Annotated in this window: 22 protein-coding genes and 1 tRNA gene; 10 read left to right on the top strand and 13 right to left on the bottom strand. The window is 65.6% G+C overall.

Going from position 1 to position 25,500, the window contains the following annotated elements:
• A partial coding sequence (locus tag A1351_RS00425) for a sugar phosphate nucleotidyltransferase (RefSeq protein WP_157096018.1) occupies positions 1–499 on the bottom strand: 499 nt, incomplete at its 3' end.
• Between the two features lie 251 nt (positions 500–750).
• Positions 751–3,972: a helicase-related protein gene (locus A1351_RS00420; RefSeq protein WP_064031874.1), complete on the bottom strand. Its 3,222-nt coding sequence runs from the start codon at positions 3,970–3,972 to the stop codon at positions 751–753.
• 724 nt (positions 3,973–4,696) lie between these two features.
• Here A1351_RS00420 and A1351_RS00410 point away from each other — a divergent pair.
• The 4 genes from A1351_RS00410 to A1351_RS00395 all read left to right on the top strand — a co-directional run bounded on the left by A1351_RS00410 (position 4,697) and on the right by A1351_RS00395 (position 10,023).
• Entirely contained in the window at positions 4,697–5,125 is a 429-nt protein-coding gene (locus A1351_RS00410) for a GtrA family protein (protein WP_198162182.1), read from the top strand.
• On the top strand, positions 5,122–6,060 hold the full coding sequence (locus A1351_RS00405; protein ID WP_064031871.1) for a glycosyltransferase family 2 protein: 939 nt from the start codon (positions 5,122–5,124) through the stop codon (positions 6,058–6,060). Before A1351_RS00410 ends, A1351_RS00405 begins: the two co-directional genes overlap by 4 nt.
• 6 nt (positions 6,061–6,066) lie before the next feature.
• The gene (locus tag A1351_RS00400) at positions 6,067–7,593 is read left to right on the top strand and encodes a hypothetical protein (protein ID WP_064031870.1); all 1,527 of its coding nucleotides are present in this window, start codon (positions 6,067–6,069) and stop codon (positions 7,591–7,593) included.
• A gap of 123 nt (positions 7,594–7,716) precedes the next feature.
• A complete protein-coding gene (locus A1351_RS00395) occupies positions 7,717–10,023 on the top strand; it encodes a Tex family protein (protein WP_064031869.1) in 2,307 nt (768 codons plus the stop codon).
• 138 nt (positions 10,024–10,161) lie between these two features.
• On the opposite strand, the gene A1351_RS00390 is transcribed toward A1351_RS00395, so the two are convergent.
• Positions 10,162–10,368, bottom strand: a complete 207-nt coding sequence (locus tag A1351_RS00390) for an SEC-C metal-binding domain-containing protein (protein ID WP_064031868.1) — start codon at positions 10,366–10,368, stop codon at positions 10,162–10,164.
• A gap of 38 nt (positions 10,369–10,406) precedes the next feature.
• Positions 10,407–10,480 (bottom strand) — tRNA-Gly (locus A1351_RS00385).
• 239 nt (positions 10,481–10,719) lie between these two features.
• Here A1351_RS00385 and A1351_RS00380 point away from each other — a divergent pair.
• Complete coding sequence (locus A1351_RS00380) at positions 10,720–11,085, top strand: TIGR02300 family protein (RefSeq protein WP_024881301.1); 366 nt, start codon at positions 10,720–10,722, stop codon at positions 11,083–11,085.
• A 60-nt stretch (positions 11,086–11,145) separates the two neighbouring features.
• Here A1351_RS00380 and A1351_RS00375 read toward each other — a convergent pair whose 3' ends face one another.
• The 4 genes from A1351_RS00375 to A1351_RS00360 all read right to left on the bottom strand — a co-directional run bounded on the left by A1351_RS00375 (position 11,146) and on the right by A1351_RS00360 (position 14,903).
• The gene (locus A1351_RS00375) at positions 11,146–12,183 is read right to left on the bottom strand and encodes a cytochrome-c peroxidase (RefSeq protein ID WP_064031867.1); all 1,038 of its coding nucleotides are present in this window, start codon (positions 12,181–12,183) and stop codon (positions 11,146–11,148) included.
• 106 nt (positions 12,184–12,289) lie between these two features.
• Entirely contained in the window at positions 12,290–13,732 is a 1,443-nt protein-coding gene (locus tag A1351_RS00370; RefSeq protein WP_024881299.1) for a PepSY domain-containing protein, read from the bottom strand.
• A 374-nt stretch (positions 13,733–14,106) separates the two neighbouring features.
• Positions 14,107–14,184, bottom strand: a complete 78-nt coding sequence (pqqA, locus tag A1351_RS26070; protein WP_083481414.1) for a pyrroloquinoline quinone precursor peptide PqqA — start codon at positions 14,182–14,184, stop codon at positions 14,107–14,109.
• Between the two features lie 323 nt (positions 14,185–14,507).
• Positions 14,508–14,903 (bottom strand): ester cyclase, encoded by a 396-nt coding sequence (locus tag A1351_RS00360; protein ID WP_024881298.1) that lies wholly within the window; start codon positions 14,901–14,903, stop codon positions 14,508–14,510.
• An 84-nt stretch (positions 14,904–14,987) separates the two neighbouring features.
• Between A1351_RS00360 and A1351_RS00355 the strand changes: the two genes are divergently transcribed.
• The 3 genes from A1351_RS00355 to A1351_RS00345 are packed head-to-tail and all read left to right on the top strand — an operon-like array spanning position 14,988 to position 16,113.
• Positions 14,988–15,470 carry a MarR family winged helix-turn-helix transcriptional regulator gene (locus A1351_RS00355; protein WP_064031866.1) on the top strand — a complete coding sequence of 161 codons (483 nt, stop codon included), beginning with the start codon at positions 14,988–14,990 and terminating at the stop codon, positions 15,468–15,470.
• Between the two features lie 34 nt (positions 15,471–15,504).
• Positions 15,505–15,765 carry a hypothetical protein gene (locus A1351_RS00350; protein ID WP_024881296.1) on the top strand — a complete coding sequence of 87 codons (261 nt, stop codon included), beginning with the start codon at positions 15,505–15,507 and terminating at the stop codon, positions 15,763–15,765.
• A gap of 21 nt (positions 15,766–15,786) precedes the next feature.
• The gene (locus A1351_RS00345) at positions 15,787–16,113 is read left to right on the top strand and encodes a hypothetical protein (protein ID WP_026599530.1); all 327 of its coding nucleotides are present in this window, start codon (positions 15,787–15,789) and stop codon (positions 16,111–16,113) included.
• A gap of 15 nt (positions 16,114–16,128) precedes the next feature.
• On the opposite strand, the gene A1351_RS00340 is transcribed toward A1351_RS00345, so the two are convergent.
• The 5 genes from A1351_RS00340 to A1351_RS00320 are packed head-to-tail and all read right to left on the bottom strand — an operon-like array spanning position 16,129 to position 22,217.
• Entirely contained in the window at positions 16,129–16,941 is an 813-nt protein-coding gene (locus A1351_RS00340) for a formylmethanofuran dehydrogenase subunit C (RefSeq protein ID WP_024881294.1), read from the bottom strand.
• Positions 16,942–17,847 carry a formylmethanofuran--tetrahydromethanopterin N-formyltransferase gene (gene fhcD / locus A1351_RS00335; RefSeq protein ID WP_064031865.1) on the bottom strand — a complete coding sequence of 302 codons (906 nt, stop codon included), beginning with the start codon at positions 17,845–17,847 and terminating at the stop codon, positions 16,942–16,944.
• Positions 17,835–19,469 carry a formylmethanofuran dehydrogenase subunit A gene (locus A1351_RS00330; protein WP_064031864.1) on the bottom strand — a complete coding sequence of 545 codons (1,635 nt, stop codon included), beginning with the start codon at positions 19,467–19,469 and terminating at the stop codon, positions 17,835–17,837. The genes fhcD and A1351_RS00330 overlap by 13 nt, the downstream gene beginning before the upstream one ends.
• 22 nt (positions 19,470–19,491) lie before the next feature.
• Positions 19,492–21,126 (bottom strand): formylmethanofuran dehydrogenase subunit A, encoded by a 1,635-nt coding sequence (locus A1351_RS00325; protein ID WP_024881291.1) that lies wholly within the window; start codon positions 21,124–21,126, stop codon positions 19,492–19,494.
• Positions 21,120–22,217: a hypothetical protein gene (locus A1351_RS00320; RefSeq protein ID WP_064031863.1), complete on the bottom strand. Its 1,098-nt coding sequence runs from the start codon at positions 22,215–22,217 to the stop codon at positions 21,120–21,122. The genes A1351_RS00325 and A1351_RS00320 overlap by 7 nt, the downstream gene beginning before the upstream one ends.
• A gap of 310 nt (positions 22,218–22,527) precedes the next feature.
• On the opposite strand from A1351_RS00320, the gene A1351_RS00315 reads away from it, so the two are divergent.
• Positions 22,528–24,657, top strand: a complete 2,130-nt coding sequence (locus tag A1351_RS00315) for a S9 family peptidase (RefSeq protein WP_083966976.1) — start codon at positions 22,528–22,530, stop codon at positions 24,655–24,657.
• Between the two features lie 56 nt (positions 24,658–24,713).
• Entirely contained in the window at positions 24,714–25,424 is a 711-nt protein-coding gene (locus A1351_RS00310) for a hypothetical protein (protein ID WP_157096017.1), read from the top strand.
• Positions 25,425–25,500: the final 76 nt, after the last annotated feature.

Genomic DNA, 25,500 nt, shown 5'->3' with positions numbered 1-25,500 from the left:
AAACGTCGCCGGCGATGCGGTCGCCGGTGCGAATATAGCCATAGCCGGTGGCCGGATTGTCGGGCTTGACGCCGAGCGTGACGATATAGCCGTCCGCGGCGGCGGCCGCCGCTTTCTTGCACAGAGCGACGAGGCCTCGTGGGTCGCGCACCACATGATCGGCGGCGAGCACGACGACGATGGTCTGCGGCGAGCGGCGCGCGGCGACGCCGGCGGCGACGGCGACCGCGGCGGCCGAATCACGCCGGGTGGGCTCGAGGACGACATCGGCCGAGGCGCCGATGGCGCGCAGCTGATCGGTGACGAGGAAGCGATAATCGGCGTTGGAGATGATGACGGGCTTGTCGAACGCCTCGTCCGACAGCGTCTGAATGGTCGTCTGGAAGGTCGACAGCTCGCCGACGAGCGGAATGAATTGTTTCGGGAGCGTCTCCCGCGATTCGGGCCATACGCGCGTGCCTGCCCCGCCGCACATTATGACAGGAAGTATCTTCGTCATGTATCGCCTTTCGGTGGAAGGCCGTCGTCCAACGCCGCGCTCCTTACGAGACGACGGCGTGGACCGGATCTCGCCCACGGCCCGCATGTCGGGGTCGACGAGGCCCGATAGCATAGGCTGCGCCAATGCGCCAAAGATCACGTCAGCAATAGGCCGAACGACCTGGATTTGGCAAGCCGCCGCAATCGTTTCGAGCGATTCGGCGGTCGCTTCGGAACGGTTCGGACGTCACCAGCTATTTGAGGCGAAATTCAGCTCTTGCCCTTTTTTTCGAGCTCGGCCTTCAGCGCCAGCAGCTTGGCGAAGGGCGAATCAGGATCGGGCAGGCGCTCTTTCTCCCGTCTTTCCGGCGTGGAAAAGCTCCCATTGCCGCGGCGGCGGTCGTCCCGCGGCGGGCGACTGTCGCCGCGCGGTCCGTCGCTCCGCGGCTTGCCGCCGGAGCGGAAGCCGCTCTCCTTGCGGGCGTCGGGCCGCGGCCGATGCTCGGAATGCTCGCCTTCGCCTTGCTCGGGCCGCCGGCCACCGCCCTGGCCATGGCCCTGACCTGGCCCTTGGCCCGGTCGCGGGCCACGGGGGCGCTCGCCGGCCGGCCGCGCGGCGCGGCCTTCCTCCTGGCCCGGAGCGCCGCCGCCGTGACGCCGGCGCGGCGCCTGGGGCGCATGGCGCTGCAAGGTCCAAATCTCGATCGGCGCCGGCTCGGTCGCAACCGGCTCGGCGCTCGCCTCAGTCGCTTCTGTCTCAGTCGCTTCCGTCTCGGCCGCGACGGCGTCCGGCTCTTGCGGCGCGGGAGCCGCTTCGATGGGCGCCTCCTCTACGGCCGCCTCTTCGACGACCGGCGACGGAACCTCCTCTGCCTCCGCGACAGGCTCCACAGCCTCCGTGACAGGCTCGAGCGCCTCAGCCGGCTCGGCGGTCGATTCGCTGCTTTCCTCGGCCACAGCCAGAACCGGCGCGAGCGGCTCGGTCGCCGCCTTGGCCAGCAGCGGCACGGTGATCGCCGGTCCCTGACGCTCGGCCGATTGATAGCCGAGCGAGCGCAGAATGGAGGCGAAGGCCTCGCCCGCGCAGCCGGTGAGCGAGGTCATCGCCACTGTGACGATGAAACCCTCGCCATCGGCGGCGCCGGGGGGCGGATCGCCGGCAGTCACGCCCGGACGATAGGCGCTCGCCGGGCGGATGAGATCGGCGAGGCGCTCCAATATATCGACGCGCACCACGCGCTCGCCGCAGACGCGGAAGCCGGCGGCGCGATAGAAGCCCTTGGAGATCGCCGGATCGGCGGCGAAGGAGGTGCGGCCGGAGGCGGCGAGATGCGGCACCTCCTCGAGGCCCTTGAGATTGTCGAGCCCGCCATGCTTCAGGCCCCACAGCAGGGCGGCGAGCGAGCGCGGCGCCGGCTTCAGCAGCTGCGGCAGATAGAGGTGATAGGCGCCGAAACGCACGCCCTTCTTGCGCAGGGCGGCGCGGTCCTCCTGGGAGAGCGCCTTGATATCGCGCGCGACGCGGCTGCGCTCCAACACGCCGAGCTCCTCGGCCAGCTGAAAGGCGATGCCGCGGGAAACGCCCTCGAGCCCCTCGCCCTTCTCCAGCTCCTCCAGCGCGCCGAGCAGCTTCTTTATATGCTGGGCCAGCCACAGATCGAGCCGTTGCTGCACTTTCTCCAGCGCCGCGCCGGTCAATTGCTCGTCGGCGAGCAGGCGGACCACCGGGGTCAGCACGGCGGCGCCGGGCGCGATCTTGCCGACAGGCTCGCCGAGCCAGCGGATGGTCCCGTCATTGCCGAGCAGAAAAGCGTCGTCCACCGCGTCGAACACGCGGGCGGCGCGCGCCTCTATCTCGCCGGCGAGCGCTCGCTGCGCGGCGGCGTTCAGCGCCTTCGCCGCTTCGCCCGTGGCCTGTGGGTCGGCCGTGAAACGAAATCCCTGCAACTGTCCGACATGCTGACCTTCGACCATAACGTCGCCGGCAGTAGTGATTTCGGCTTCGAGCATCGCGTTCTCTCTCAGGCGGCGCATCAGCACACTGGTGCGGCGATCGACGAAACGCTGCGTGAGGCGTTCGTGCAGCGCGTCGGACAGACTGTCCTCTACCTGACGCGCGACGCTCTGCCAATGCTCTGGATTCTCGAGCCAGCCAGAACGATTGGCGATGAAGGTCCAGGTGCGCACCTGGGCGAGCCTTGCGGACAGTGTGTGAATGTCGCCGTCGATGCGGTCCACGGCGGAGATTTGCTTTGCGAACCAATCGCCTGGGATCAATCCGCGGCGCACCACAAAGCCATGGACGGCGAGCGCCAGCTCCGCATGAGCGGCCGGCGAGGTCTTGCGATAATCTGGAATTTGGCACACATCCCAGAGTCTCATAATATCTGCAATTGTTTTTGTGTTGCGCTGCACAGTCTCGTCGCGCGCGGCGACCTCGAGCACCATCTGATCCTCGGCGGTCCGCGCCCGCAGCAGGCATTCGTCGGGTGAGGCGCGCTCCAGCGATTCGACCAGCGCCTCGATCGAATCGAAATCGAGATCGCCATTGCGCCATTGCAGCGCGACCAGCGGATCGAACCAATGATTCTCCAGCGCCTCGACCGTCTGCTCGTCGAAGGGCGGGCAGCGGCCGGTGCTGCCGAAGGTCCCGTCATTCATGTTGCGGCCGGCGCGGCCGGCGATCTGCCCCATTTCCGCCGCGGTCAATCGGCGATGGCGCCAGCCGTCGAACTTGCGGTCGGCGGCGAAGGCGATGTGGTCGACATCGAGATTGAGGCCCATGCCTATGGCGTCGGTGGCGATGATGTAATCGACGTCGCCATTCTGGAACAGATCGACCTGGGCGTTGCGCGTGCGCGGCGAGAGCGCGCCCAGCACCACCGCCGCGCCGCCGCGCTGACGCTTGATCCATTCGGCGATGGCGTAGACGTCCTCGGCCGAGAAGGCGACGATGGCGCTGCGCGGCGGCAGCCGCGCCAGCTTGCGCTCGCCGGCGAAGGCGAGATGCGACAGCCGCGGCCGCGTGAAGATGGGAACGCCCGGCAGCAGCCGCTCGATCAAGGAACGCATGGTTTCCGCGCCGATCAGCAGCGTCTCCTGCCGCCCGCGCCAATGCAGCAGGCGATCGGTGAAGACATGGCCGCGGTCGAGGTCGGCGGCGAGCTGAATTTCGTCCACGGCGACAAAATCCACATCGAGATCGCGCGGCATGGCCTCGACGGTCGAGATCCAATAGCTGGGCGCGCGCGGCTTGATCTTCTCCTCGCCGGTGACGAGCGCGACATTCTCCGTCCCCACCCGCTCGGCGACGCGCGTGTAGACCTCCCGCGCGAGAAGACGCAGCGGCAGGCCGATCATGCCCGTCGAAAAGGAGAGCATTCGCTCTATGGCGTGGTGCGTCTTGCCGGTGTTGGTCGGCCCCAGAACGGCGGCGACGCCGGCGGTCGACGGTCGCACGCCCGGCGCGGCCGGCTTTTTGGCGGTGAGCATGGGGCTCATGATTTTTCTTTATATTTCACCTCGAGCCCCGACGCGAGCCCGGCTCCCCGAATCGATAGCGGCGATCGTCCCGGAATGGAACGGCGAAGATCGCGCTATTTTACGCTTCGAACAGGCGTCGAACGAATCGCGGCCGAATCGCCGACGCTTTTCGAATCACGCTCTGTTCGCTCGAGATATGGTTGGTCCTCACGCCTGCGAACGCTATGGCTTCCAAATCTCGCCTTTTGCAGCAGTCTTGCGCGACGCGCCTCGCATGACTGCGCGCGGACTCCGCCGCGGCTCCCTGTCAACATGCGAATTGCGACGGCCCGACGACGCTGGCGTTAAGCTTTGGAATCTTGCCGGAACGGAGCGGGCACGAATCGGCGATATCGCCGCGTTGTCGCGCCGTTCCCTCGAGAACTCGAGGCTTTCGCCCGGCCGTCGCGCTATTTCGCGCCGCTTCCGCGCCTGCCCGGCGCGCCGAGCGCGGCGACGCATTTACCTCCTCGTCTCGAAATCGGACGTTTCGGCGCGCGCTCGCAGCGCTCGGAGCGCTTCTCGCCCGGCCTGTCGCGCGCTCGCGCGCCGCCCCAATGCGATTCGCGCGGCGTCGGCAGGGTTAACGCGATACGCCGCGCGAGCGCGCGACGCGCTGCGGCGTAAGCCGAGCGTTAACCTTTCGTAAGCCATGATCCGCCGCGACAGCGAGGCCCAGCGGACGGACAGAGCATTGGCAGAGAATAAGCGTGACTTCCGATCGAGCGTGGCCGCGCTCGTTCTCGCGCCGAGCCCGCGGGCGCTGCGATTCTTCGCCGTCGGCCTCCTCAACACGGCCTTCGGCTATGCGATCTTCTATTTCGTCTGGCGCGCCACGCAGGATTCGACTGTCGCGGCCGGCGTCTCCACCGCGATCGGCGCTCTGTTCAATTTTCTCTCGATCGGCCGCCTCGTCTTCGGCTCCGCCGATCCGCGCTTTCTCGGCCGCTTCATCGCCGTCTATGCGGCGCTCTTCGTCGTCGACGCGCTGGCCTTGCGCGCGCTCGAGCATTTGGGCGCCGAGGCGGCGCTCGCGCAGGCGGCGCTGACGCCCGTGCTCGCGACGCTGTCCTATCTCCTCAATCGCGACTTCGTTTTCCGCACGGGAGCGGGCGACGCATGAAAACCATCTCCATCGTCACGCCCTGCTACAATGAAGAGCTGAACATTCGCGAATGCCATGCGCGCGTCGCCGCGCTCTTTGCGGGCGAGCTGAAAGATTATCGCCGCGAGCATGTGTTCTGCGACAACGCCTCCAAGGATCGCAGCGCCGAAATATTGCGCGATCTGGCCGCGAGCGATCCTTGCGTGAAGGTCATTCTCAACGCCCGCAATTTCGGGCCGATGCGCTCCAACTTCAATGGCGTGATGGCTGCGAGCGGCGATGTGGTTCTCTTGTTCCTGCCCGCCGATCTGCAGGACCCGCCGGAGCTGCTGCCGCAATTCGTGAAGCTCTGGGAGGCGGGAAACGAGATCGTCTATGGCATTCGCAAGATTCGCGAGGAGGGCGCCGTCATGCGCATGGCGCGCGGCCTCTATTACCGCATGCTCACCGGCCTCTCGGAATTCACGCTGCCGCCCGGCGTCGGCGATTTTCAGCTCGTCGATCGCAAGGTCGTGGAGGCGATGCGCAGCATAGACGATTCCTATCCCTTCATGCGCATGATGACATTCGAATGCGGCTTCACCGCCGTCGGCGTTCCCTATCGCTGGGTCGAGCGTCGCCGTGGCGTCACCTCCAATAATCTGCCGCGCCTCGTCGATCAGGGCCTCAACGGGCTCGTCACCTTCACGCCGGCGCCTTTGCGCCTGCTGCTGTTTCTCGGCTTCGGCATAGCGGGGCTGGCGCTCGCCTATGCTTTCGTCAGCCTGGCGCTCGGGCTCGTCTTCTTTCGCCAGCTGGCGCCGCCCGGCGTGATGACGATCATCGTCGCCGTCTTCTTCTTCGGCGGCGTGCAGCTCTTCTCCATAGGCGTGCTCGCCGAATATATTCTCGCCATACATTCGCAGGTGCGGCGCAAGCCGGTGGTGTTCGAGCGCGAGCGCATCAACTTCTGAGCCGACATGACCGCGACGACGCTGCTAGCGAAAGACGAAGCCTCAGCGCGGACGCGCGCGCCTCTGCGCAATCTGCTGCTGCTGCAGCTCGGCGTTCTCGTCTTTCTCCTCTCCAACGCCGCGCTCGCCTTCGGCTTTCGCGCTATCGCCGCCGCGCCCATTCTCGCGGGCTGCACGCATGGCGCCTTTCTGCTCTTCTCCTTTCGGCCGAAGCAAAACGGCCTGCTCGCCGCGCCGATCGACACGAAGACTCTCGCCGCCTGTCTCGCGCTCGCCCTTGCTCTGCTGCTGCTCGGCGGCGAGACGCATCTTTTCTACGCCAATCTCGATTGGCTGGTGCGCGACGCCGTTCTCTCCGATCTGACGCGGCAGGGCTTTCCGCTCTTCTATCGCTATGAGGGGCAGGATTATCTGCTGCGCGCGCCGCTCGGCATGTATCTCATTCCCGCGACGATCGGACATTATGCGGGGCTCGTCGGCGCGCATATCGCCATGCTGGCGCAAAATGCGCTGCTGCTCGGTCTTTGCCTCTACTTCATCGCGAAGCTCGCCGGCGCGCGCGCGGCGCCCTTTCTCGCGCTCTTCATTCTGTTCAGCGGGCTCGACATTCTTCCGCAGCTCTTGCACGAAGGGCTCGAATTGCCGGACCACCTCGAATGGTGGAATTCGTCGATTCAATATTCCTCGCATGTCACGCAATTGTTCTGGGTGCCCAATCATGCGCTGCCGGGCTGGTGGGCGGCGCTGCTGCTGCTGCTGCTGGCGCGCGAGGAGATCGATCTCGCGCTTCTCGCCATTCTCTTCGCAGCGTCGCTGCTGTGGTCGCCGCTCGCCGCGGTCGGCGCCGCGCCGCTCATCGGCTTTTGCGCGCTGCGTCTGCGCCACGCGCTCTTCTCATGGCGCAATATAGCGGCGGCCGCAGCGGGCCTCTGCTTTCTGCCGATCGCGCTCTATCTGACGGTCGACGCGGAATCGGTCAAGCATGGCTGGCTCGCCGCGACGCCGGGATTCGCGCTCCTCTATCTCACCTTCATTCTCGTCGAGATTCCACAGGCGGCGATCCTCCTCGCCGCGCGCGACGCAATCGCGAAAAGCGATCACGCTTTGATCGGCGCTAGCGTGATCGTGCTGCTGGCGCTGCCCTTCTATTACTTCGGCCCCAATAATGATCTCGCGATGCGCGCCTCCATGCCGGCGCTCTTCCTGCTCGCTTTCGCTTTCGCGGGAGTCGCCGTGTCGACGCCGCGCGACGGCGGCCGTCTCGCTTCCCTAATATCGGCGATCGTCATCGTCGCCGCCGCGACGCCGGCGATGGAGATCAAGCGCGCGCTGGTCTCGCCCACTTTCGCAATATCGGATTGCGATCTTTTGACCAGCTGGCGCAAGACCGATCCTTCCGTCTTCCCGACCAATTATCTCGCGCGTCTCGAGAAGCTTCCGGCCTGGCTCGGCGCGGCGAGCGAAGCGCGGCTCGAGATCGAGCGGCGAAGCTGCTGGCCGGCGCATCCGCATCTGCCCGATTCGCGCAAATGAGGCTGCGGCGCGGCGCGTCGAGGATGTCCACAGAAATTCGCTCATCACATTTGGCTTTTGACTTGGCGCCGCGCCGAACGCTAAAAACGCGCCTCTTTGAGAAACAGCCGACAGGGATAGCGCATGGCGTCGATCGTCGAACGAATCAGCACGGAGCTCTCCGCGAAACCTTGGCAGGTGGAGGCGGCGGTCGCTCTGCTCGATCAAGGTTCGACCGTGCCCTTCATCGCCCGCTACCGCAAGGAGGCGACCGGCCAGCTCGACGACATCCAGCTGCGCCATCTCGAGGAACGCCTGCGCTATTTGCGCGAATTGGAAGACCGCCGCAAAGCGATTCTCGATTCCATCGAAGCGCAGGGCAAGCTCGACGACGCCTTGCGCGCGACGATCATGGACGCCGACAATAAGGCGCGGCTCGAGGATATTTATCTTCCCTATAAGCCCAAGCGCCGCACCAAGGCGCAGATCGCGATCGAGGCCGGTCTCGCGCCGCTCGCCGAAGCTCTGCTCGGCCATCCCGAGCGCGAGCCGAAAGCGCAGGCCGAGCCTTTCGTGAACGCCGAGAAGAATGTCGCCGACGCCACCGCCGCGCTCGAGGGCGCGCGCGCCATTCTCGTCGAGAGATTCGCGGAAGACGCGGATCTCATCGGCCGCCTGCGCGAGACCTTCTGGACGCAGGGCCTGATGAAATCGAAACTGCGCGCCGGCAAGGAGGCTGCAGGCGCGAAATTCTCCGATTATTTCGATTTCTCCGAGCCGCTCACCAAGCTTCCGTCGCATCGCATATTGGCGATGTTCCGCGGCGAGAAGGAGGAGATGCTCGATCTCGAGATGTTCCCCGAGCCGAGCGAAGGCGCCGTCGGCTATGAGGGCCAGATCGCGCAGCGTTTCGTCATCGCCGATCGCGGCCGTCCGGGAGATCGCTGGCTCTTGGACACTGTGCGCTGGGCGTGGCGCACCAAGATCGAGCTGCATCTTTCCGTCGATCTGCGCACGCGTCTGTGGCGTCTCGCGGAGGATGAAGCGATTCGCGTCTTCGCCGCCAATTTGCGCGATCTTCTGCTCGCGGCGCCCGCCGGCGCGCGCGCGACGCTCGGCCTCGATCCGGGCTTTCGTACCGGCGTCAAGGTCGCCGTCATCGACAAGACCGGCAAGATCGTCGCGACGACGGCGATTTATCCGCATGAGCCGCAACGGCGCTGGGACGAATCGCTCTCCATTCTCGCAAAGCTCGCGCGCGAGCACGCCATAGAGCTCATCGCCATCGGCAATGGCACGGCCTCGCGCGAGACCGACAAGCTCGCCGGCGATCTGATGTCGAAATTCCCGGAGCTGAAGCTCACCAAAATCGTCGTGTCGGAGGCGGGCGCGTCTGTCTATTCCGCCTCGGAATACGCATCGCGCGAATTGCCCGATCTCGATGTGTCGCTGCGCGGCGCGGCGTCGATCGCGCGCCGCCTGCAAGACCCGCTCGCCGAGCTGGTGAAGATCGAGCCCAAGGCGATCGGCGTCGGCCAATATCAGCACGACCTCTCCGAGGTGAAGCTCTCCCACTCGCTCGACGCCGTCGTCGAGGATTGCGTGAACGCCGTCGGCGTCGACGTCAACACCGCCTCCGCGCCGCTGCTGGCGCGCGTGTCGGGCGTCGGCGAATTGCTGGCCTCCAACATCGTCGCGCATCGCGACGCAAATGGTCCGTTCCGCACGCGCGACGCGCTGAAGAAAGTGCCGCGCCTCGGCCCGAAGGCCTTCGAGCAGAGCGCGGGCTTCCTGCGCATCGTCGATGGCGAGGATCCGCTCGATCGCTCCGGCGTGCATCCGGAGGCCTATCCGGTGGTGCGGCGCATTCTCGCCGCCGCCAAGACCGACATAAAGCAGCTCATCGGCAATGCGACGGAACTGCGCAAGCTGAGCCCTAAGCAATTCGTCGACGAGAGCTTCGGCCTGCCGACCGTCACCGACATTTTCGCCGAGCTGGAGAAGCCCGGCCGCGATCCGCGCCCCGCCTTCAAAACCGCGACCTTCCAGGAGGGCGTCGAGAAGATTTCCGATCTGAAGCCCGGCATGATTCTCGAGGGCGTCGTCACCAATGTCGCCGCCTTCGGCGCCTTTGTGGATGTGGGCGTGCATCAGGACGGGCTCGTCCATATTTCCGCAATGTCCAAGACCTTCATCAAGGACCCGCGGCAGGCGGCCAAACCCGGCGATATCGTCAAGGTGAAGGTGCTGGAGATCGACGCGCCGCGTAAGCGCATCTCGCTCACCATGCGGCTCGACGACACGCCCGATCAGCGCCAGGCCCCGTCAGGCGGCCAGCGCCGCGACGGCGCGAGCCCACGCCAGATGCGCCAGCCGGAGCCGCAAAAGGGCGCAGGCGCGCTGGGCGAGGCGCTGCTGGCGGCGATGCGCACGCCGCAGAAGGGCCGCTAGCTAGAGTTTCGAGCGAAGCGGGAGCGGCTTCGCTCGAAAACACGGGCGGAATAAAGGAATCCTAGAGTTTTTCCGGTTCGATCTGAACCGGAAAAACTCTAGCCTAGTCGCGGAAAGTAGTGATGTCTCGTCGCGCCGTCATACCGGCCCGTCTTCATGCAGCAGCGCTTGAAAGCTACGGCCGGAGCCGCAGGGGCAGGGGTCCGCGCGGCCCAGCTTTTCGACGAGCTCCTTGTCGCCGTGGACAAAGCGCAGGCCGCGCTTGACGTTGGTTTCCGAATTAAAGCCCTTGCGGCGCTTGGATGTGGGCTCGAAAGCACGCCGGGGCGTCGAAATCGCTATCATACTTCATGACCGCCTCCCCTATGATGGAATGTGAGCATTGGAGCGGGTGAAGGGAATCGAACCCTCGTATTCAGCTTGGAAGGCTGCTGCTCTACCATTGAGCTACACCCGCGGTGACGGAGATATGCCAAGTCGCGCCGCGCTTGGCAATGGCCCTCGCGCGGCCGGCGCCGCGCCAAAGGCGCGATTTTCGGCGATTCGCGTGTAAACCGGGGCTTTTCGGCGCGTGCGGCTTGACAGGCTCGCGTTCGATTTCTCATTTGACAGCCGGGCAAGGGCAAACTAACCGAGCGCCCGACCAAAGTCTCCACGGGCGGTCCCACACCGCTCTATCTCGAGGATGCAAGGACCGTGGCCAAACCCGAACTCGGCGCCAAGCGCCAATGTCAGTCTTGTGGCGTCAAATTTTTCGATCTGAACAAGGATCCGGTCGTCTGCCCGAAGTGCGGAGCGATTTTCCATATCGTGACGTCGCGAATCGCCTCCCGCAATGTCGATCCGGACGAAGCGGCCGAGGGCGAGAAGGACGCGGAGATCGTCTCCCTCGACGAGGTGGAAGCCGCCGAGAACAAGGCCGAATCGATCGAGGTGGATGAGGACGTCGAGATCGACGATGCGGCCGAGGAGGACGACACCTTCCTCGAGAATGAGGAGGAGGAGGACGACGACGTCGCCGGCCTCATCGACGGCGACATCGACACGGATGAAGAAGGCTGAGACGAAAACGGCGGCCCCGAGCTTCGGGGCCGCCGCTTTTTCTCGAGCGCTGTATTCGATTTATTTTTTCGCCGGCTCGTCCGGGAAAGGCGTGAGCGCGGAGTAGTTGGCCGGCACGGGCTGCGTCAGCGCGCCGAGGAAAGCGGTGATCGCCGCCACATCCTTGTCGGAGAGATCGGCGCCCAATTGGACCTTGGCCATCACGCGCACCGCCTGCGGCAGCTCGGCCACCGAGCCGTCATGGAAATAGGGGCCGGTCTTGGCGACATTGCGCAGGCTCGGGACCTTGAAGACATAGAGGTCCGCGTCATTCTTGGTCACATCGGCGCGGCCCTTGTCCGGGTCCTTGGAGCCGGTCTGCTTCCAATAGTCCTCGACGACGCCGAATTTGGAGAATGCGGTTCCACCGAGGCCGACGCCGTCGTGACAGCCGGCGCAGCCGATATCGACGAATTTGCGCAGGCCCGCCTGCTCGGCCGGGGTCAGCGCCTTGGCGTCGCCGTTCAGAAAGGCGTCGAAGCGCGTCGGCTGCGGCAGCGTGCGCTCATAGACGCCCAGCGCCTTGCCCCAGTTTTTCTGCGTCACCGGGTCGGCCTCGCCGGGGAAGGCCTTGGCGAAGGCCTCCGTATAGCCAGGGATGGATTTCAGCTTGGCGATCACCGTCGCGAAATCGGGATTGCCGAAGCTCACCGCGCCGGTCGGCGATTTCTCGGCCTGCTCCTCGATCGTCTCGCGATCGCCGCGCCAATGCGCCTTGAACTGAAGCGCGGCGTTGAAGATCGTCGGCGCGTTGCGCGGATTGAGCTTGCCGAGCACGCCGAAGGATTTCGGCAGCCCATCGGCGCCCTGCTTGTCCGGCAAATGGCAATGCGAGCAGCTGATATTGCCGTCGGCGGAAACGCGATTTTCGAAGAACAGCCGCCGGCCCAGCTCGGCTTGATTCGTTGTGGCGCTCGGCGAGGCTGGCAGAGGCGCGAAAACGCGCTTGGCGTCGGAAAGGAGCGCGGCGTCGGCGCCGGCCGCGACAGCGGTCGCGGCGAGGCACAATCCCGCAGCCGCAAATCCGACCAGCGCGGAAATTTTTACGTAGGAAGTCATGATGGTCCGCCGTTTCTCGTAGTCGGAGCTGGGGCTCCGGCGGGCGCATCCTGTATCGATTTATGAGAGCCGGCAAGCCCGGCTCTCATAAAATCATACTTCGCAGCTAGGGTTGGCGCGCGGCGCCGATCGGGCGCAATCCGAGCCAGCGGCTCGCGCTCGGAAAAGCGCGGCGGATGACCGTTTCCGCCGCGATCACTGCGAGGAGAGATAGGCCGAGCGTCGGCAGAAAGAGGCCGAGGGCGAGGATGAGGCTCAGCATGAAAGGCGCGAGGCGCGGCTCGGGCGAGAAGGCCGGCGGCGCGCCCAGGGCGCCGCGCGGGCGCCGCCGCCACCATAAAACGACGGAAGAGACCACGAGCAGCAGATAGGCGACGACAGTCAGCAGGCCGAGCAGCTGATTGAGCCAGCCGAACAGCTGCCCCTCATGCGCGGCGACGCCGATTCCGAAGATGCGGTCGATGAGCGGAGACGTGGCGAAGCCCGTCTCGCGCAATTGCTCGAAGCTCGCCGGGTCGAATTCGATCGTCCTGCGCAGCGGGCGGTTCTGCGTTCGCGATTGGACCTTCCAAGCGGCGCCTTCCGGTCCGGGCGGCGAGATCGTCACCGGCTCGGCGAGGCCGAGCCCGGCCGCGATCGGCGCGATTCGATCGAAACCGACGCGCGTCGCGGTCATGGCGCCGGCGGCGGCGTGATGCGCATGGTGCTCCGCATGTTCGCTCGGCGCGGGCGCGGCTTGCTGGAATTGTTCCTTGCGCTGCTCCCGTGCGTCGGCTGGCCCCGTCGTCCAATCGGGATGGACGAGCATCGTCTCGCCGATATTGCGCACATAGCGGAAGCTCTCGCCCCAGACCAATGTCCAGGGCAGCGCCGTGACGAGCAGGAACAGAGCGAAAAACGACACCCACAGACCGGTGACGGCGTGGAGGTCGCGCCAGAAAATTCGGCCGCCCTCGGCGAGGCGCGGATAGGCGACGCCGGCCAGGCCTTTCGCGTCGCGCGGCCACCAGAGATAGAGGCCGCTGACGATCATGACGATGGCCCAGGCGCCGGCGAGCTCCAGCAGCACATGGCCGGGCGTCCCCAGCAGCAGATCGCCATGAATGGCGCCGGCGAGCCGTGACGGGCGGTATTTGTCGTCCTGAACCGCGAGAATTTCCAGCGTGTCGGGACGCACCAGCACGCGCTGGATCGCGAAATCTTCGGAGCCGCGGCGCCCGGTCATGAAGGTCACGCGGGCGGCGTCGGCTGGATCGGCGCGCAGCTCGAGCGCGGTCAACCGCGCGTCGGGCAGGGCCGCCTGCGCCGCCGCCACTTGCGCGTCGAGCGATTGCGGCGCGCCATTCAGCGCCATATGGTCGTAGGGCCGGTCGAGCCAGGCGTCGATTTGCGGCTTGAAGAGATAGACCGCGCCGCTGAGCGACAGCACGACGACGAAGGGTAGGCAGAATAGCCCCGCATAGAAATGCCAGCGCCAGATGGTGCGATAGGCCGCGGAACGGACGGACGCATCCTGCGATCCGACGAGATTGCGGACGATCATATTCATATTTGGCCTCCTCGACGACGCCGGCGCCCGCCGCGGGCCGGTCGTGTCTTTTCTTACTTCGATGCGATGGCTCGCCGATGAAAAGCTCGGCCGTCTCATTGGGAGCGTAACGCCGGCTCCGTGCGATTGTCGAGATCGCGCATGAGGGGACGTCGCATTAGAAGACGTCAATGGGGACGTCGCGCGAGAGGGGCCGACGCGAGCGTTCGCGCATTATGGCGTAGGCAGGGACGAGGAGCGCCCTGCCGCGGCAGGCGCTGGCGCGCAAAAAATTACGAGCCGGTAAGAAGGTCGCCTCCGTGAGGAGAGCGGGCTTCCTACCGGCTCGCTGAATTCGGCCGCTTCATGACAGAAGCGGCGAGCGCGAAATCCGTTCAGATCTCGGCGGATTCGTAGCTGGTGATTTCCATGCCGACGCAGACTTCGACGATCACCGGGGTGGTCCAGGCCATGTTCATCTCCTCCGTTCGAAGAAATCGCCCTTTCGAGGCGAATGTCTCATCCCGCTTCTCGCTGCTTTGCGCTTGGCCGCATGAGCCGGCAGGTTTGAGCTAGGCGATTGACTAGCATGAAGCTCTGCCCCACGCAATTCGGCAATTTGAGACGGCGTGTTTTCAAATCTTCCCGACGTCGTAGCAACCTATGGAAGTTGCGAGAGGAACGACGTTCGCCGCGGCGGCCCCGCGCGGCTGTGATCGGGCAATCCTCCCATATGAGGCCGGCGGCTCGCTGACGAATGAGATTTCGGATCAGGCGTCTCGCCTCGCGGCCGCGGTCAAAGCGTCACCGCTCCGATCTGCTGCAAGACACCCAATCGATCGACTTGTAGCCATGCTCGGGATAGCTTGCCGTCGGAGGCGTGATAGATGGCGATCCCCTCTTGAACGACCATCTTGCCTGTCGCAGCGACGCCGGCCAGCGGTCCGAGCTGCGCCGCCCGGAATCGCCAGCGCAGGCACACTTTGTCGTCCGCCGCGAACAAATCCTCGATCTCGAATTGGAGGTCGGGAAACGCAGTGACCATGCGTTCGATCGTCCGCCTGAAGCCTTCGGGGCCGTTTTCGCCATTCGCGCCGACGAAACCCGGCGCCAGATATTCGTCCAGCCGGTCCAGCTGACGTTTGTTCAGACAATCCGCATAGAGGCCCTCGACGAGCTCCGCCGGCGTCATGACGCACCCTCCATTGACAATATGTTGTCTTTTGCCATATTGACAATATATTGTCAATATCTCGGCTGTTCAGGGAGATCCATCATGCCTACGCCGCGCGGCGAAGCCCTGAGCGGGCTCGTATGGGAGATATTGCTGACCGCGGGCCGATTGACGGAGTTCGGCAATAGGCTCACCGCGCCCTTTGGCTTGACCGCCGCCCGTTGGCAGGTCATGGGCGTCATCGTCCACCGAGCGGCGACCATAGCGGAAATCGGCCGCCGCCTGTCGCAGAGCCGGCAGGGCGTCCAGCGCTTGGGCGATGAGTTGGCGCGGGAGGGTTTTGCGCTCTACAGCCCCAATCCGAAGCACGCGCGCGCCAAGCTGCTCGGCCCTACGCCGCAGGGCGCGGCCGCGTATCGAGAGGTGATGAAGCTGCAAGCCGAGTGGATGGACGCTCTATCGGCGAAAATGCAGGTCGAGAACATCGCCGCGGCGCGGGCGCTGCTCGCGACGCTCGCGTCCGGGCTGGAAGAAGGCCGAACGCAACATGCAGCAGAAGGGCGCGAGCGCGCGTCGAGCGGTTGATGGTTCGGCGTCGGTGTCTCGAGCGCTGCTGCGCATGGCTCACGCCCTCGGCCGTCCCGGCACGATGATCGTGCTCCTCGCCCGCCGCGCTTTCGACGATGATGATGCTCCGGCGCAGCCGATCGCCGGCGCGCGCGCCGACGTCGCCGGCGCCACGACACGCCCGCCGGACATGCCGGGAATCTCGCCTGCGAGCCGCGCCCAGGAAATCCCCGGCGTCGATCTCGAACATCGCGCCTATCTGGGCCGGGATTCGGGCAAGTTTCCCGTAGTGCGGTGGGGTTCTGGAGCCTAACGTTAGGCAGAGGAGGGGCGAATGTCACCTGAATGGCGCGCGCAGCTCGACGTCTTCACGCGGCTGACTTTGGAGCAGCGCATCGCTTGGTACGGCCGGGCGATTCATCTCTGCACGATTTTCGCTCGTGACACCTATGTCGTCGGCTCAGAGGAGATCGCCGATCCGGCGCGGCTGCGGCGTTTCAATGAGCTCATTCATAGAATAGCGGGTCGCCAGGTCGTGCTCGCGACAAAGGGAGAGGCCGATGGGTTCGATGAATCATTCTTCGAAATGATGAGCATTGCCGCAGGCGAGTTGCGCGTGAGCGCCGCGCTGCTCGCCTCGATCGAATCTCTATCCCTCTGAACGCCCTTCGGCCGCTCACGCCGGCAGCAGCACCTCGCCCTTGCCGAACACCGCCGTGTCGCCGGCGAAGCGCTGCAGCCGGCCGGAGAGCAGGCGCGAGGCGCCGCGACTCTCTCCCGCCAGCGATTTGGCGAAGAGCTTGGCGAAGCCGAGATTATGCGCGCCGCAATCCACGTAAGTCGGTCCGAGCTCGCGCTGCTCGGAGAGCACGATGGATGCGCGCTTGTTGAGATAGCCGATGCGCTCGCCCTCGGCTGTCCCCAGCACGATGATCGTGCCGGCGATGGCTCTAGCGCCCAAATCCTCGCCCGCATCGCCCTCGACGATGATGATGCCGCGGCGCAGGCGATCTCCGCAACGCGCGCCGACGCTGCCGCGCACGACGACGCGGCCGCCGGACATGCCGGGGATCTCGCCCGCCAGCGGCGCGCCAAGGAAATCCCCGGCGTCGCCGTAGATATCGATATTCGCGCCCGCGGATTGCGAGGCGACATAGGGACCGGCGTCGCCGGCGACCGTGATGGTCCCGCCCTTGGCCGCGCGGCCGAGCTGCGCGCCGACATCGCCTTCGACATGAATGGCGAAGCCCGGCAGCAGCTTGGCGCCGAGAAGATCGAAGCGATCGGAGCCGCCGTCGAAGCGCACCGAGGTCACGTCGCCGAGCTTGACCTTGAAGATGTCGCCGACCGTCACGCTCTCGCGCGTCGTGCCGATGGAGAGGGACTCGATTTCCTTCGCCGAGCGGCCGACGAGCCGATCGGGCGTCAGGGGCGAGAGGTCGAGCCGCTGGTCGGGCTCGGCTTTCAGCGTGAAGAGAAGCGGCTTCACTTACACGAGATCCTTCAAATGATAGTGGAAGGGGCCGAGTTTCCCGCCGTAATTGCCGGCGCCGACGCGTTTCGCGCCATTCTTGGGGCCGAGCGCGATGATCGCCTTCAAGCCGGCGCGCATCCCCGCCGCGACCGCCTCGCTGGTGAGGCCGTCGATGACGATCTCCAGCACGCAGCCGATGTCGGCGTCGAGCGCGCTATTGGTGGCGCCGCGCAGCGTCGGACAATAGGCGTCATTGGTGGAGGCGCCCATGCCCTTATATTTCGAGCCGACCTTGGAGCCGGAGCGCACCACGCCGCCGGGGAAGGGGGCGATGGCGTCGGGCGTCGCATGGACGGCCTCCACGGCGGCCTCGGTCGCGCGCATCGTGCTGGCCCAATCCTCGCCCATGATGAGCAGATTGCCGCCGCCGACCGATTTCTTGGTGAGGCCGACGGAAGATTCCGCCAGGAACTCGCCGTCCATCACCGGCACGCGCCAATAGCGGCGGCCGTCGATCGCCTTGGAAATCTGCCATTTGTCGCCGAATTGGCGCATCGAGTCGCCGACCTTGATCTTCGCCTCGCCGTCGAAGGCGGAGAAGACGGCCGAGCCGGGACAGGTCAGCACGCATTGGCCGATGCGATTGACCAGCGCCTTCTCGACGCTCTTGGGCGAGAAGCCGAAGAGCAGGACGCGCACGCCCGGACGTCCGTCCGGCGTCTCGCGCGTCGATAGCTCGCGGTCTATGCCGGCCTCGCAGTCGCAGCCGATGACCGATGTGGCGTAGCCGGTCATTGTGGTCGCGGCCTGCATGGCCCATTTGCGGGTCGGCGCGGTGACGACCACGCCGGAGCCGGTCATCGGAAAGGCCTCGGCGAAGCTCTCGTCGATGCGAATTCCCTTGCGGATCAGCTGCGGCATGGGACCTCCGCGAAGGCGTCCGCATTGGGGAGCGCCGCATCCTGCACCTCGAACATGGAGCGCGGCAGGCCATAGAGGCCGTCGTAATATTTGTCGAGGCGACTGTTGATCTTGCGATCGTATTCGGGCCGCACGCGCAGCGTCCTTCCCTTGGTGTAATGCGAGACTTTGCCGTCGCGCACGACGAGATTGCCATCCTTGAAGACATAGGCGGCGCTACGAAACATCGCCGCTTTGTCCTTCTGCGGCTTATAGACCGCAATATCGGCGACCGAGCCCGCGCCCAATTGGCCGCGATCCTCGAAGCCATAGAGCTTGCGCGGCGCCGCGCGGGTCATGGTCGCGATCTCATAGAAGGAATATTCGCGCTTCAGCGCCGGAAGATTGGTCAGCTCCAGCACATCGGCCGGCAGGCGCGAGCAATATTGCGCGCGCTTGTCGGCGCTCATCAGCAGAGCGAAGACTTCCGGATAGGTGGTGAAGGGCGCGCCATTGGGATGATCGGTGGTGAAGAACACCTGCATCGGATCATCGACCAGCAGGAACAGCTCGAGGCCCGCCGCCCATTGCACCGCGTTGAAGAAGTCCGACACGCGGTAGGAATAAGGCACGACGCCGAGGCCGTTGGAGTCGCCGTCGAAGATGACGCCCTTCTTCGGCCGCCCGCCGGGCAGGCTGTTGAACTGCTTCATCACATCGGAAGAGATGGTGACGATATCGGCGAACATCACCTGACCGACGTCGACGGTGACATTCTTATTGGCGTTGATCTTCTCTGCGAATCTCGCCGCCGCCGAGGAGAAGCCGTTCTTGCCCTCGGTTCCATAGGCGTAGAATTGCACATGGGCGAGATGCAGCGGCAGGCCCTGCGAGGAGTCGATCGTCGCCAGCGCCGTCTCGACATTGCCGGGCAGGCCGAGATTATTCATGTGCAGATGCAGCGGATGGCGGATCTTGGTGGCGTTCACCGCCCGCTGCAAGGTCTGGAAAATCTCGCGCGAGGAGAGGCCGTATTCCGGCACCACATCGTCGAGCGAGAAATGGCGGATATTCTGCTTGAAGGCGTCGACGCCGCCGGCGTTCACGCATTTGACGCCGATCGCGCGCGTCGCCTCGAGCGTGGCGCCGATGTAATCGACCACCGAATCCTGAGTCGCGCCGTCGCGGAAGGCGGAGAGGAGGAAATCCTCATTGCCGAGCACCGTCAGGAAGCCCTTGTCGATGATCGGAATATCGGCGAGCTCGAGATGGGCGTGCAGCGCGTGATGGGGCGAGACTGCCGGCTCTATGACCGTCGTGTAGCCCATTTGAGCATAGAGGCGGCCGGTCTCGAAGGTGGACCAGCCAGCCGTCGACAGCGGCGTGTTGGCGGGCCGCGGCCGATGGGCGCGATGCGCCTCCGGCAGCAGCAGGCGGGCGGTGTTCACGCCGCCGCCAGCGATATGGGAGTGGATGTCTATGGCGCCGGCCATGACGATATGGCCGGAGACGTCATGCTCGACGTCCGCCGACCGTCCCTCGGGCGGCGCGATGATGCGGCCGTCCTCGAAATAGACATCGCCGACGCCATCGACGCCATTGACCGGGTCGACGACATGGCCGCCGTAGAGACGGGTCAGCATGACGCGTGCTCCCAAGGGCGAATCAATTGCGACATGCGACCTCCGCATAGACGCTTCGGCCGGCGAGCGCCGCCTCGGGCACGTCGAAGATCGAGCGCGAGAGGCCATAGAGCTCGTCGTAATAGGCGTCGAGACGCTTCTCGATCGCGCGGTCGTAGCCAGGGCGCACGCGCAGCGTCTTGCCCTTGGTGTAGCGCGTCACGACGCCGTCGCGCACGACGTTTTCGCCGTCCTTGAACACATAGGCGGCGTTGCGGAACATGCCCGCCTTGTCTTTTTGCGGCTTATAGACGGCGATATCGGCGACGGCGCCTTCGCCGAGACGGCCGCGATCGGTAAAGCCGTAGAGGCGCGCCGGTCCGGCCCGGCTCATGAGTGCGATCTCATGGAGCGTATATTCGCGCTTGATCGACGGGAGAGACGTCATCTCCAGCACATCGGCCGGCAGGCGCTCCATCCATTGCGCGCGCAGCTCCGCGCTCATCAGCAGCGCGAACAGCTCCGGATAGGTGGTGAACGGCCCGCCATTGGGATGGTCGGTGGTGAAGAAGACCTGCAGCGGATCCTCGATCAGCAGGAACAGCTCGAGGCCCGCCGCCCATTGTATGGCGTTGTAATAATTGGAGATACGATAGGCATAGGGCACGACGCCGCCGCCATTGGCGTCGCCGTCGAAGATGACGCCCTTCTTCGGGATCGCGCCCGACAGGCTGTTGAACTGGCGCAGCACGTCGGAGGAGATGGTCACCGTGTCGCCGAACATCACAGCGCCGACGTCGACGGTGATGTTCTTATTGGCGTTGATCTTGGCCGCGAGCGCGGGGGCCGCGGAGGAGAAGGCGTTCTTGCCCTCGAGGCCATAGGCGTAGAATTGCACATGGGCGAGATGCATCGGCAGGCCCTCGGCGGCGTCGATCGTCGCGAGCGCCGTGTCGATATTGCCGGCGATGCCGAGATTGTTCATGTGCAGATGCAGCGGATGCGGAATGCCGACCGTCTGCGTCGCCTTTTGCAGCGATTTGAAGATCTGCCGCGAGGTCACGCCATAGAAGGGCACGATCTCGTCGAGGCCGAAGGCGCGCATATTCTGCTTGAACGCGTCCGCCCCGCCGGGATTGATGCATTTGAGGCCGAGCGTGCCCGTCGCCTCGACCGTCTGCGCGACATAATCGGCGATGGCGGTCTCGCTCTCCCGCTCGCGCAGCGCGGCGAGCAGGAAGTCGTCATTGCCGAGCACCGTCAGCGCGCCCTTGTCGATGATCGGAACGTCGCCGAGCTCCAAATGCGACTGCAGCGCGTGGTGCGGCGCGACGGCGGGCTCGACCACAGTGGTGAAGCCCATTTGCGCATAGAGGCGGCCGGTCTCGAAGGTCGACCATTTGGCGGTCGCGAGCGGCGTTCCGTCGAGGCGCGCGCGGATCGAGCGGTGCATCTCGGGCAGCAGCAGCCGCGCCGAATTCACATTGCCGCCGGCGATATGGGAGTGGATGTCGATCGCGCCGGCCATGACGATATGGCCGGAGACGTCATAATCCTCGTCCGGCTCGCGGCCCTGCGGCGGAGCGACGATCCGCCCATCCTCGAAATAGACGTCGGCGACGCCGTCGACGCCCGTCGCGGGATCGACGACATGACCGCCGCGCAGACGGATCAGCACGGCAAATCCTCCGAAAATTTGGCGCTGATGGCGGCGATCGCCTCGGCGACCGTCGGCAGCCCGGCCGGCGCGCTCGCCCGCCGCAGCACCATCGAGCTGGTCTCCTGCGCGAATTCCACCGCGTCGTAATTCTCGCCCGGCTTGCCGACGGCGATGAACAGGCCATGCTTGGGGGCCGAGCCCGGCGGTCCCAGCGTTATCAGCGGAATATCGACATCCTCCCACGGCGGAGCCTCGCCGCTATAGGCGGAAATCCACAGCGCGGCGTCGGCCTCGCCGCTCTCGACGAGCCGGCTGGCCTCGAAGCGCCAAGTGTCATGCTCGGGATAGCCGCGGCCGAAGCCCGTGCGCGGCGGAAAGCCGGTCATCCAGGCGGAGGTCTGCAGCACGCCGGTGGCGTTCCCCCTTCCGCCGATCGGGACGCCGGTGAAGCGCGTCGTGGCGTTGAGCTCGGTGATCATGCCCTGCAGCATTTCCACCATCAGCGAATCGAGCCCGGCCGCCGACCAGACGGCGACGCCGAATCGCGCCGATTTCAGCGCCTCGGCCGCAGCGTCGAGCTTCTTGGCCGCGGCCGACGTGAGCGCCACGGGCCGTCCGCCGACGCGCGCCCGCAGCGCCGCCAGCACGCCGGGAAGCTCCGCCTCGGTCGCCGGAATGGTCTCGACCTCGACGCCCTCGATCTTGGCCTCGCCCCGCTTGGGGCCGACCCAGATCACGCGGCGCGCGGTCTTGCAGCCGTGGACGGTGTCCTTGTCGAGCGCCAGGCGATCGAAGATCGCCGGCCAATAGCCCGTCAGTCCGGGGCCGACCAGCAGCACGAGGTCGGCGCGCACGCGGGCCTCATTGGGCGTCGTCACGAAAATCCCCGCCGAGCGGACGACCTCGAGGTCGGCCAGCGAATCGCGCGAGGCGAGATGATCGAAAGCGCCTCTCAGCCGCTCGGCCAGCAGGATCGCGGCCTGGGCTCCCGCCACATCGGCGCCGAGACCGGCGACGAGGGGGAAATTCGCGGCTTGCAGGATTTTGGCCGCTTGTTCGTAGGCGTCTTCGGAAGAAATGGATTTGCCGTCGAGCGTCGCGTTGCTCATTGCCCCAACCGATGTTTCCACCACGCCCGGGTTTGCGCCCAGGCATTTTTTGTCCGCTCCCGGCGCGACGGCCGAAAGCGAAGGCAAGAGCGGCGCGGCCCCTCGCCGGGGCCTGCGTCGCGCGCTATGCCTATCAGCCACGGCGCAGGAAGTCGAGACATCGAAGCGCCCCAATTCTATTCCCGGGTCGAGGCCCGACAAACCGGCCGGCGTCTTTGCGAGCCGCAGGCGAAGCAATCCAGAGCCGCCGGCGGGACTCTGGATTGCTTCGCTCCGCTCGCAATGACGCCCCCTAGCGAGGAGTCACCCAATGGCGGCATCCGCCGACAATCCCACCGCCTTCGCCCTTTCCGGCGCGACGCCGCCGACCGCCGAGAAGCGGGAGAGCCGGCGCGTGACCCATGGCCGCGTCCTCGACGACCCTTACGCCTGGCTCGCGGCGGAGAATTGGCGCGACGTGCTGAGCGACCCCGCGACGCTGCCGGAGGACATAGCCGCGCTGGTGCGGGCCGAGAACGCCTATTGCGGGCAAGTCCTCGCCCCGCTGGGCAAGCTCCGCGAGACGCTGCAGGCGGAGCTGCGCGGCCGCATAAAGGAGGACGACAGCGAGCCGCCGTGGCCGGACGGCGCTTTCGCCTATTTCGAGCGCTATCGCGAGGGCGGCGAGCATGCGCTCTATTGCCGCACGAAGCGCGACGGCGGCGCGGAGACGATCCTCTTCGACGGCGATGAAGAAGCCGGCGAGGAGCATTTCTTCGACATAGGCGAGATCGATCATTCGCCCGACCATGCGCAACTCGCCTGGAGCGTCGACGACAAGGGCTCGGAATATTATTCGATCCGCACGCGCGCGCTCTCCGACGGAAAGGACCGCGCGGATGTCGTCCCGCATACGGACGGCTCGCTCGTCTGGAGCGCCGATTCCAACAGCTTCTATTATGTGCGCGTCGACGACAATCACCGCACGGCGCAAGTCTTCCGCCACGACGTCGGCTCCGATCCCGTGACCGATACGCTGATCGTCGAGGAGCTCGATCCGGCCTGGTTCGTCTCGCTCGATCGCAGCCGTTGCGGGCGTTTCGCCATCGTCTCCATTCGCGGCCATGACGCCAGCGAATGCCATCTCGTCGATCTGCGCGACAAACATGCAAAGCCTCGTCTCGTCGCCGAGCGCGAGCCCAAATTGCGCTATGACGTCGAGCCGCATGGCGATGATCTCTATATTCGCTCCAACGCCGACGGCGCCGAGGATTTCGCGATTTTTCGCGCGCCTCTGACCACCACGACGCGCGCCGATTGGCGCGAGGTGGTTCCGCATGTCGCGGGACGGCTCATCGTCATCGGCACGGTCTATGCGCGTCATCTCGTCTGGGTGGAGCGCGCCAATGGCCTGCCGCGCATTCTCATTCGCGCGCTGGAGGGCGGCGAGGAGCACGCCATCGCCTTCGATGAGGAGGCTTACGCGCTCTATCTTCTGCCCGGCCTCGAATTCGACACGGACACGCTGCGCTTCACCTATTCCTCCATGACGACTCCGGAGGAGACCTATGATTACGACATGCGCACGCGCGCCCGCACGCTGCTGAAGCGCGAGGAAATTCCTTCCGGTCATGATCCGAAAAATTATGTGACGCGCCGCTTCTTCGCGCGCGCCGCCGACGGCGCGGAGGTTCCCGTCACTCTGTTGCATCGCGCCGATTTTTCGCCCGGCGCCGGCGCGCCGACGCTGCTCTATGGCTATGGCGCCTATGGGCATCCGCTGTCGGCGAGCTTTGATCCTCATGCGCTGTCGCTGGTCGATCGCGGCTTCGTCTATGCGCTCGCCCATACGCGCGGCGGCACGGACAAGGGCTGGAGCTGGTACGAGAACGGCAAGCTCGAGCACAAGCCCAACACATTCGCCGACTTCATCACTGTGGCGCGCCATCTCGTCGCCACGGGCTATGCGAGCCGAGGCGGAATCGTCGCGCAAGGCGCGAGCGCCGGCGGCATGCTGATGGGCGCCATCGCCAATCAGGCGCCGGAGCTGTTTTCGGGAATCATCGCCGGCGTTCCTTTCGTCGATGTGCTGAGCACCATGTTGCGCGACGACCTGCCGCTGACGCCTCCCGAATGGGAGGAATGGGGCAATCCGATCGCCGACGTGACGGCCTATGATCGGCTCGCCTCCTATTCGCCCTACGACAATGTGGGCGCGAAGACCTATCCGGCGATTCTCGCTCTCGCCGGCCTCACCGATCCGCGCGTGACCTATTGGGAGCCGCTGAAATGGGTGGCGCGCCTGCGTGAGCGCATGGCCGGCGGCGGCCCAGTCCTGCTGCGCACCAATATGGAGGCCGGCCACGCCGGCGCCTCTGGCCGTTTCGAGCGGCTGGAGGAAGTCGCGCTGGAATGGGCCTTCGCGCTCGCCTGCGCGGGGAAGGCGCTCTCGCTGGATTGACGGAAGCGGGCTGCACGATAGGATCGGCCCCGCTCATTGCGGCGGAGCCGATTTTCATGACCGATGATTTGAACGAGCCGATCGAGATACGCTGGCGTTTCGCGCATCACGGCGCGGCGGCGATGTTGCTGCCGCCACTCGCGATTTGGGCATTTTGGACGGGTTTCGCCGAGCCGGGCCTCCGGTTCCTGACCCCTTTCTGGTTCGCCGCTCTGTTCCAAGGGCTCGTCGCTTTGGCGCGCATGATCGACCGACGGCCCAAGATCGTGCTGACGCGCGATGGCTTTTCCTGTCCCGGCTGGTTCGACGGACGTCTCGCATGGGACGATGTCGCGCAGGTCGGGGAGGTCTCGCTCCTCGGAGCGTCTTTCCCATATTTCATGTTGCGGCGGGAGGCTGCCGATCGCTTGGCTTGGCGTGGAGTCGATCGCTGGATGCGGCTCACGCAGCGCGGACGACGCGCGCCCCTTCTGTTTCGGATCGGCGAGATGGATATGAGCGCGGCGCGCTTCTCGGCGATCGTGACGGCGCGCATCCTCCCGGCGCCCGCGCCCGCCAGGCCGCCGATGACGCTGGCGCAGTTGAGCTTCTCGCCGCTCTATGGGCGCGAATTCGCCCTCGCCTGGCTCGCGCTGCCCGCGACCTTGCTGTTCGAGCCTCCTCCGGCCTTCGTTCCGTTCATTTGGCTGCAGATTGCGCTCTTCGCCTTCCTCACTGTCGGACCCGAATCGCTTTGTGGCCGAAGAACTCCTTCACCCTCTCCGTGACCCCCGCAAATTGTTCGAGTCTCGTCGGCTGAGCACAATCCCCATGACGCGCGAATCGGCTCGCGCCTTCAAGGGG

Origin of the sequence: Methylosinus sp. R-45379 (assembly GCF_001644125.1) — a bacterium.
In the GTDB taxonomy this organism is placed as follows: domain Bacteria; phylum Pseudomonadota; class Alphaproteobacteria; order Rhizobiales; family Beijerinckiaceae; genus Methylosinus.
Note: the sequence above shows the minus strand (reverse complement) of the source record. Positions and strands in the feature narration are given on the sequence as shown.

Bases quoted from the DNA above. Each gene is read 5' to 3' on its own strand.
- A1351_RS00420 (WP_064031874.1), bottom strand. From the start codon at position 3,972: ATGCTCACCGCCAAAAAGCCGGCCGCGCCGGGCGTGCGACCGTCGACC.
- A1351_RS00405 (WP_064031871.1), top strand. From the start codon at position 5,122: ATGAAAACCATCTCCATCGTCACGCCCTGCTACAATGAAGAGCTGAAC.
- A1351_RS00400 (WP_064031870.1), top strand. From the start codon at position 6,067: ATGACCGCGACGACGCTGCTAGCGAAAGACGAAGCCTCAGCGCGGACG.
- A1351_RS00395 (WP_064031869.1), top strand. From the start codon at position 7,717: ATGGCGTCGATCGTCGAACGAATCAGCACGGAGCTCTCCGCGAAACCT.
- A1351_RS00390 (WP_064031868.1), bottom strand. From the start codon at position 10,368: ATGATAGCGATTTCGACGCCCCGGCGTGCTTTCGAGCCCACATCCAAG.
- A1351_RS00375 (WP_064031867.1), bottom strand. From the start codon at position 12,183: ATGACTTCCTACGTAAAAATTTCCGCGCTGGTCGGATTTGCGGCTGCG.
- A1351_RS00370 (WP_024881299.1), bottom strand. From the start codon at position 13,732: ATGAATATGATCGTCCGCAATCTCGTCGGATCGCAGGATGCGTCCGTC.
- pqqA (WP_083481414.1), bottom strand. From the start codon at position 14,184: ATGGCCTGGACCACCCCGGTGATCGTCGAAGTCTGCGTCGGCATGGAA.
- A1351_RS00360 (WP_024881298.1), bottom strand. From the start codon at position 14,903: ATGACGCCGGCGGAGCTCGTCGAGGGCCTCTATGCGGATTGTCTGAAC.
- A1351_RS00355 (WP_064031866.1), top strand. From the start codon at position 14,988: ATGCCTACGCCGCGCGGCGAAGCCCTGAGCGGGCTCGTATGGGAGATA.
- A1351_RS00350 (WP_024881296.1), top strand. From the start codon at position 15,505: ATGGCTCACGCCCTCGGCCGTCCCGGCACGATGATCGTGCTCCTCGCC.
- A1351_RS00345 (WP_026599530.1), top strand. From the start codon at position 15,787: ATGTCACCTGAATGGCGCGCGCAGCTCGACGTCTTCACGCGGCTGACT.
- fhcD (WP_064031865.1), bottom strand. From the start codon at position 17,847: ATGCCGCAGCTGATCCGCAAGGGAATTCGCATCGACGAGAGCTTCGCC.
- A1351_RS00330 (WP_064031864.1), bottom strand. From the start codon at position 19,469: ATGCTGACCCGTCTCTACGGCGGCCATGTCGTCGACCCGGTCAATGGC.
- A1351_RS00320 (WP_064031863.1), bottom strand. From the start codon at position 22,217: ATGAGCAACGCGACGCTCGACGGCAAATCCATTTCTTCCGAAGACGCC.
- A1351_RS00315 (WP_083966976.1), top strand. From the start codon at position 22,528: ATGGCGGCATCCGCCGACAATCCCACCGCCTTCGCCCTTTCCGGCGCG.
- A1351_RS00310 (WP_157096017.1), top strand. From the start codon at position 24,714: ATGACCGATGATTTGAACGAGCCGATCGAGATACGCTGGCGTTTCGCG.